The 7,972-nt window shown below is 43.0% G+C and carries 6 protein-coding genes; all 6 read left to right on the top strand.

The window, feature by feature from the left end; translation table 11 throughout:
- The coding region (locus HMO_RS0111195) for an autotransporter family protein (RefSeq protein ID WP_010303062.1) at window positions 1–2,641 on the top strand (2,641 nt) is incomplete at its 5' end.
- A gap of 201 nt (window positions 2,642–2,842) precedes the next feature.
- A complete protein-coding gene (locus HMO_RS0111190; protein ID WP_139016879.1) occupies window positions 2,843–3,025 on the top strand; it encodes a hypothetical protein in 183 nt (60 codons plus the stop codon).
- 28 nt (window positions 3,026–3,053) lie between these two features.
- The gene (locus HMO_RS0111185; protein ID WP_010303053.1) at window positions 3,054–3,236 is read left to right on the top strand and encodes a hypothetical protein; all 183 of its coding nucleotides are present in this window, start codon (window positions 3,054–3,056) and stop codon (window positions 3,234–3,236) included.
- 254 nt (window positions 3,237–3,490) lie between these two features.
- Entirely contained in the window at window positions 3,491–4,801 is a 1,311-nt protein-coding gene (locus HMO_RS0111180) for an Nramp family divalent metal transporter (protein WP_010303049.1), read from the top strand.
- 426 nt (window positions 4,802–5,227) lie between these two features.
- Window positions 5,228–7,357: a RelA/SpoT family protein gene (locus tag HMO_RS0111175; protein ID WP_029448980.1), complete on the top strand. Its 2,130-nt coding sequence runs from the start codon at window positions 5,228–5,230 to the stop codon at window positions 7,355–7,357.
- Window positions 7,358–7,750, top strand: a complete 393-nt coding sequence (gene acpS / locus HMO_RS0111170; protein ID WP_010303042.1) for a holo-ACP synthase — start codon at window positions 7,358–7,360, stop codon at window positions 7,748–7,750.
- The last annotated feature ends 222 nt before the right edge of the window (window positions 7,751–7,972 follow it).

The raw sequence follows: 7,972 nt of genomic DNA, 5'->3' as shown, positions 1-7,972 counted from the left end.
TACTACGGGAAGCCTCAGTGGCAATATTACCAACAATGCCGCCCTGATTTTCAACCGCTCAGATGCCTCCACTTATAGCGGCAACATCACCGGCACCGGCTCTGTGGAGAAGCAAGGGCCAAATACTCTGACTCTTACAGGTACTAATACTCATAGCGGTACCACCACCATTACAGCGGGCACTCTGCAAATCGGTAACGCTGGCACTACAGGCAGTATCGGGGGAAATATTGTTAATAATGGTACATTAACTTTTAATCGTTCTGATAATCTGGCTTACACTAATGTTATTTCAGGCGGAGGATCCATTAATAAGCAAGGTACCGGAAAGCTGACAATCATGGGTGCTCAAACTTACGCAGGTGGTACAACGATTAACGATGGAACGATTAGTATCAACCATTACCAAGGTTTAGGAACGGGAGATATCACTTTTACGGGCACAGGAACAACGTTAGAGATTAGTTCAAGTTTAACAGCGCCCATTGCCAATCCAATCCATATCAATGCTAATAGCAACTTGGATACTCAGGGACTCAATGTAACCTTAAGCGGGACTATTGATGGTGGGTTCACGCTAAGAAAACTTGGCACTGGTATCTTAACTTTTTCGGGGGCTAATGCTTTTAATGGTATTATCCTGGACAATGATACGATAGCAATTGCAGATAATCAAGGCTTGGGCACAGGAACCTTTGCATTCAATAATGCGGGAACAAAGTTAATAATTGCTGCGAACTTGAGCAATGTGGCTAACCCTATTGCCATGACAACGGATGGAATCATTGATACCAATGGTAACACTGCTAATCTAACTGGAGCTCTGAGCGGTCCAGGAGATTTGGTAAAAGAGGGAACGGGCGTGTTGCAGATTACCACCACTAATCCACTTTATTCAGGTTCTGTGCTAGTGAATGGAGGCAAATTAACGGTCAATGGGTCCTTACCTAACTCTGATGTTACTGTTGCCAACAGCGGCAGCTTCACAGGTAACGGAAGCGTTTACAACTTAACAAATTTAGGAATTCTTAAGCCTGGCAATTCAATAGGAATCATTCAAGTTCTGGCGAACTTTGATAATACGAATGGGACTTATAATTGTGAAATTAATGATGCCAGTCAATCAGACTTGATCCAAGTAACTAATACAGCGACTTTAGGGGGAACTTTGCATATTTTACCCCAACCGGGCAACTATACTACTCCTAAAACTTATACTATTTTGACGGCCGGCAATCCCATTGTGACTCAATTTAATGCTGTAACTTCTTCTTCAGCCTTATTAAGATATACGCTGAATTATTTAATGAATAGTGTCGAGCTAACGGCAGTACAAAGCTTCACTTTAAATAATGTTGTGACAGATGGAAATCCAGGAATAGTTGCCAATTATATTGTAAAGACGAATACACCGGTTGGCTCTCAACTCGCCAATCTGAATAGTATTTTCCCAACCTTGTCTATAAGTGAACTGTATAATACTCTTAATCAGCTGCATCCGGCCGCGAATGGCTTAATTAGCGCCCAATTAGGGGCTTATGAGCTCAGTCAGTCTACCGAGATATTTTCTGCCCTAATGATTGCCCGCAATGTTAAGCACCAGCAAGGAAATTATCCACAACCTGCCCAGATTGCTCGCCTCCTTTCTCACGCCTATCATCCATTAAATCTTGAGTTAGGAAAGATCTTTTCGTCTAAGTCAGCTTCTCCTTATTGTCAGTATAATTCAGGGAGTCCTCAATCTCACCCTGCACCTCAAGATATACATGTGTCGTTTAACAATACCTCCTTATGGCTAAAGCAATCTGGGGGATTGATGAATCGCAGATCAGTTAAAGATAGAAGTCCCACTGTAGGCACACCAGGTGTTAAAACGGAGCTAGCAACAACCTCGCTAGGTGCAGATCAACAAGTTTTAAAAGATTTAGTTTTAGGAGCTACACTTGGATATACGAGGATGTCATATCGTTTACAACAAGGGTACGGGCGAGGAAAGATTAGCAACTATCGTGTTGGCGTTTACGGACAATGGTTAATGGGCGAGAAGGGGTATGTTAATGCAGCTGGCTTTTATGGATACCATCATTTTAAGGGAAACCGTAACCTTAAGGTTCTTTCTGCTCCCTATGTCAACAGCCATCGTCGCAAAGGACAGCATCTCAGTGGAGCTTTAGAAGCAGGATATAATATCGCCATAACTCCCAAGACCACCATAACTCCTTATGTTGGATTTGAAGGTTTATATTTAACGGAGAACGGGTATAGGGAGGCAGCAAGCGGGCTGAACCCGGCTTTAAAAGTTGCCCGTCGAAGAAGTCGCTTTATCCAAAATAGATTCGGCGTTCAAGTATCCCGCTCCATAGCCCTTAGGCAAACGCCAATCTATATGTATGCAAGACTGGGATATAATTATAGAAGAAGCCACAGGAATCCTCATACCATTACCGCAGCTCTATATGACTATAATAACAGTACTTTTACTATATCAATTAATGATAAGCAGCAACGAGTTTTCAACCCCTCCTTAGGGATTACGACATCTTTAACAGAGCAATTGTCTTTTTCAATTAGCTATAATGCTGAGATCTCTTCTTCTCAGCATCTATCTGCGATCCTTCTTCGGTTGGACTATCAATTCTAATATGGCTGATAAAGCTGGGTGATGTGCGCTATGCCAAAGCTACCGGATATAATTTAAAGTGCTTTTCAAAGAAGTCATAAATATAATTATAATCCCTTCCTTCTGGTGGCTGTGCTTGTGAATTATCAGAAGTTTATTACTTGCGAACAAGCTTTGTTCTGTTTTAAGTTTCTTGCTGAAAAATTAAAAGAGAGGAGCTTCTTGTCTTTATTCTTAACCCATCCTTTAATAAAAAGACCGCTGTTTGAGAACGTAAAAATCAGTCATACCGACCATAAAGTCCCTGGCATGAACGGCAAAATCCTCCACAGCGCCCTGCATAGAAGGATGATTTTTGGATGGATAACAGCTACTGAGGAGGGAGAAGAAATAGGGGGCTATTAAAATAAATAATTTATGTAGAAGATCAAATATGGATCAAGTGGCAAGAATAGGATTTCTAACTGTTTTTCTTTGCTATTTATCCAACTTGCAAGCAGCATATGTCGGCCAATCAACGAAACTAACAAAAGATCCTAAAAGTTTAGTAGATACCACTTTAGCAGTACAAGTTGAAACGAGCGCCCCGGCGCAGCCCGCTAACGCTGAAAATTAATCAGAAACAGACGAGTATATTCCTACTGAAGAGGAGATTAGAGAAGCTTCAAGAAGAGCCGATAAAGTTTTAGGGTTAAATCGAGGCAAGAAAAATCGCCAGGATTACCGGAGAAAATAATTTGCCTACCCTTAAGAAACAAATGCGAATTCATTTAGAAAATTTTGATGATTCTTAAGGGTATTGCCATGAAGGGATTTACATGATGCACTATATAAAGAAAGAGGTCCTTTTATGATGAGAAGTTAAGAATAATGCCTTTTCGTCCCTTCCCTTCTTTAAAACATGCTCCCAGCTTAGCTGAGGTTAATGGAAGCATTAGAGTACCAAAGTCAGGATGGCGTCGATTCTTGGCCTTTCTCGGACCCGGCTACCTGATCTCTGTCGGTTATATGGACCCTGGCAATTGGGCGACCGATATTGCTGCCGGCTCTCAATTTGGTTATAGTCTGCTTTTTGTCATCTTACTCTCCAATTTGATGGCCGTTTTACTACAATCTTTGGGGGTACGCTTAGGTATAGGTACTGGCCTGGATTTAGCCCAAGCTTGTCGTCAATCCTATAACCGTCCTGTAAATGTTATTTTATGGCTAGCTTGCGAGCTAGCTATTATTGCGTGTGATGTGGCAGAAGTCATTGGCACGGCCATCGCCTTACAGCTGCTATTCGGCATCCCCCTTTTAATGGGAACACTGATCACTATCTGTGATACTTTCTTACTCCTGCTTTTAATAAACCGAGGCTTTCGGGCGCTGGAAGCCTTTGTTATTACTTTACTCCTTGTTATTATGGTTTGTTTCATCATCCAGATAGTTGCCGTTCAGCCGCAATTCCACGGCATTTTAAAAGGTTTCATCCCCAGCACTGATATTGTCAAGAATCCACAGATGTTATATGTGGCGATTGGGATTATCGGCGCCACTGTTATGCCGCACAATCTTTATCTTCACTCCTCAATTGTGCAAACACGTGCTTTTGAGCCAACACACAAGGGCCGTCGTCAAGCGATTCAGTGGGCAACAGTTGATAGCACAATTGCCTTAACGTTAGCTTTGGTCATTAATGCGGCGATTCTTATTCTTGCAAGCGCAGCTTTCCATCAGACGGGGCACACGGATGTCGGCGATATCACTAAAGCGTATCATTTACTCGCGCCTATCTTGGGATCCGATATGGCCGCGACAATGTTTGCCATCGCTTTATTAGCTGCAGGTTTAAATTCTACTCTCACGGCAACGCTTGCTGGGCAGATAGTGATGGAGGGATTTCTAAATCTGCGTTTTCCGCCATGGATTAGACGCCTTATTACCCGCGGATTAGCTATTATCCCTGTAATAATCATAACCCTATTGTATGGGGATAAAGGCACAGAACAGTTATTATTGTTTAGCCAAGTCATTCTGTCAATGCAGCTTCCGTTGGCCATTATACCTTTAATTTTATTTGCCACCGATCAGAAGAAAATGGGAGCCTTCGTGACCCCAAGATGGATGGCCGTTCTAGCCTGGGCAGCTACAGTGCTTATAATAACTTTAAATCTTAAATTGCTTTCTGATTATTTGTAAATAGATCCATAGGCTCACCTATGTGAAAAGCCTCTGCCTTAAGCTTAAACCTTTAATTAAGGGAGCTAGATACTTGTTCCTGAAGTAGTTTGAAATTACCATAAAAGAATAGATTAAGTAATAGTTCTCCCATTATAGCTTCTCAATTCTTGGCAAAGAATCAACCACATCCTGCAAAAATATTATCTTCAAAGATATAAACTTATTGGTTTATAAGGCGCAGAACTATTTTGACTGCAAGGAACTATATATCAAAATCGAGAAAAGTAATCACTTCGCTTAATTCCCTGTACGGCTCACTTCGCCGTCACTATTTAGCCCTATCTTTCCCCTTAATTGACCTCTTCTAACTAAAAATTCAGAATTGCTTGCCTTTTGACTTGAAAATGCGAGAAAATAATACAGATAGTATAATGAGACCCCAAAATGTATCGACAATTCGAAGAATTACTAGACCGATTGAGGCACAACAATCCCGCTGTTGACGAAGCGACGCTTCGACGCGCCTATGAGTTTTGCATGAAAGCTCATGGTTCACAGCTGCGCGCCTCCGGGGATCCTTATTACACTCATCCACTTGCCGTGGCTCAGATTTTGGCTGATTTTAAGCTTGATCAATCAACAGTAATTACTGGCCTGTTGCATGATACTGTCGAAGATACTTTGGCAACGCTGGAAGATATTGAAAAACAATTTGGCAAAGATATTGCTAATCTGGTCGATGGCGTTACCAAATTATCGCAACTAGAGCTCCAATCAGAGCACACCAAGCAGGCGGAAAACTTACGCAAACTCGTGCTGGCCATGTCTTCAGACATTCGTGTTCTCTTGGTCAAGCTAGCAGACCGCTTGCATAACATGCGCACCTTGCATCATGTCAGCTCGCCAGAAAAACGCAAGCGCACCGCCAGAGAAACAATCGAGATTTATGCGCCGCTTGCCGAACGCATGGGGATGCAGCATCTTAAAGATGAGCTTGAAGATATTGCATTTGGCATTATGAATCCAGATGCCCGGGAATCGGTACAAAGTCGCCTTAGTTTTCTATACGAGAATGCCGATTACACGGTTGAAGCTATTATTGATGATATCCAGCGCGTTTTAAAAGATGCTAATATCGAGAATGCCTTAGTCAATGGACGGCAAAAGACACCTTATTCTATTTGGAAAAAAATGCAGCATAAGCGGGTAGCCTTTGAGCAATTATCCGATATTATGGCGTTCAGGATCGTGGTTCATACTGTCCCAGAAGTCTATCACGCTTTGGGAGCCGTTCATAACGCTTATCTTGTGTTACCAGGACGCTTTAAAGATTATATTTCCACCCCCAAGCCAAACGGTTATCAATCGCTACACACCGGCTTGATTGGTCCGTTTAATAGCCGTATTGAAGTACAGATTCGCACTGAAGAGATGCATCAGATTGCCGAGTACGGTATCGCCTCCCACTGGGAATACAAGCAAGGAATTTCCCATGATGGTAGGCAATATGCTTGGTTGCGCGGATTACTAGACATTTTAGATCAAGCTCCAAACCCGGAGGAATTCTTAGAGAATACTAAGTTGGAGATGTTCCAAGACCAAGTATTCTGCTTTACGCCTAAGGGTGACTTAATCCAACTTCCCAGTGGGGCAACACCTATCGACTTTGCTTATGCAGTTCACTCGCAAATCGGTAACCATATTACCGCCGCCAAGATTAATGGCCGCTTAATGCCATTACGCACCGTCTTAAACAATGGTGACCAGGTAGAAGTAATTACCTCAAAGACTCAGCGTCCTTCTCCGACCTGGGAGCGCTTCGTGGTTACCGGTAAAGCCCGGTCCCATATCCGTCGATATATTCGCCAACTTAAGCGTGAGCAGTTTAGTGAGCTCGGCCGGTCAATGCTCGTTAAGGCGTTCAAGCACGCTCACTTAGACTTAACAGAAAAGCTTCTTCGCCCAGCAATCGAGCAGCTTAAGCAAGGGGCTTTGGAAGATTTATATGCCAGTATCGGGGAAGGCACTTTATCAACGCATGAAGTGATTCAAGCTGTTTATCCTTATGATAAACCCGAGCGATTAGAGCCCAAACTTAAGAAGCAAAAAGCCAGTGACTCCGCCTCAAGCGGGGGTGTGTCTATCCAAGGGTTAATTGATGGAATGGCCCTGCGCTATGCAGGTTGCTGCCATCCCTTACCGGGAGATCGGATCTCAGGAATTGTAAAAACTGGAAAGGGGATTACAATTCATACGGCCAACTGCGAAGTCCTTAAAGCTTTCTCGGACCCTAATCGCGTCCTGGAGCTAAGTTGGGGCAAAGCTGCCGATGATCAACAGAAATTTGTCGGGCGCTTAAAGGCCACCTTTCTTAATATGACAGGCAGTTTATCTTCTTTCTCAACAGCCATCGCAAAACAAGGCGGCAATATTAGCAATATTAAGGTTACCAATAGGACGCCAGACTTTTGGGACATCATTATTGATGTTGAAGTCAAGGACGCCGAGCATTTAAATCTTGTCTTAGCTAGTATTCGAACCTTACATATCACCAATAGTGTAGAAAGAGTTTAAATGATTATTGGCATTGGCAGCGATTTAATTGATATCCGTCGCATAGAAGCAGTTATAAAGCGCCAAGGTCAAAAGTTCCTGAACAGAGTTTTTACAGCTTATGAGCAAGAACGCTCCCAACTCAGAGCCCATAGCACGGCTTCCTACGCCAAAATGTTTGCAGCTAAAGAAGCCCTTATCAAAGCTTTAGGGACCGGCCTTGCCAAAGGCGTCACGTGGCACAACATCGAAGTTCGCCGTGAGCCTTGGTCCCCTCCTACCCTTATCCTAAGCGGAATGGCAAAACATCATTTCCAATCCCGTATTCCCTCGGGATTGACAGGGCGCATTCACTTATCCATGACTGATGAGCCGCCTTATGCTCAGGCTTTTGTAGTATTGTCAGCGGAATAAAACCACCTACTTTTATCGCGACGTTAAAGAAGTTCTATTAATATAATAATATTAATACCTGAAGCATAATTCCCTGTAGAACAATCGCTCTTCCTTACTATGGCCCCCTTCTCTCAGACCTCTCTTTTCCGCCAGGATTTCTTGCTAAACAGCCACGTCTCGGCGGGGTTTGTTTAAAAACAGGCTCATTTTCACGCACTAAATCTCTTCCAAGAACAAGAA

It is taken from the genome of Candidatus Odyssella thessalonicensis L13, assembly GCF_000190415.1.
Taxonomy (GTDB): Bacteria; Pseudomonadota; Alphaproteobacteria; order Paracaedibacterales; family Paracaedibacteraceae; genus Paracaedibacter; species Paracaedibacter thessalonicensis.
The sequence above is the reverse complement of the archived record's forward strand: the minus strand, read 5'-3'. Positions and strand labels throughout refer to the sequence as shown.

What these genes read in the sequence shown, in the direction of transcription:
- HMO_RS0111185 (WP_010303053.1), top strand. Translation starts at nt 3,054, where the DNA reads ATGGATCAAGTGGCAAGAATAGGATTTCTAACTGTTTTTCTTTGCTAT.
- HMO_RS0111180 (WP_010303049.1), top strand. Translation starts at nt 3,491, where the DNA reads ATGCCTTTTCGTCCCTTCCCTTCTTTAAAACATGCTCCCAGCTTAGCT.
- HMO_RS0111175 (WP_029448980.1), top strand. Translation starts at nt 5,228, where the DNA reads ATGTATCGACAATTCGAAGAATTACTAGACCGATTGAGGCACAACAAT.
- acpS (WP_010303042.1), top strand. Translation starts at nt 7,358, where the DNA reads ATGATTATTGGCATTGGCAGCGATTTAATTGATATCCGTCGCATAGAA.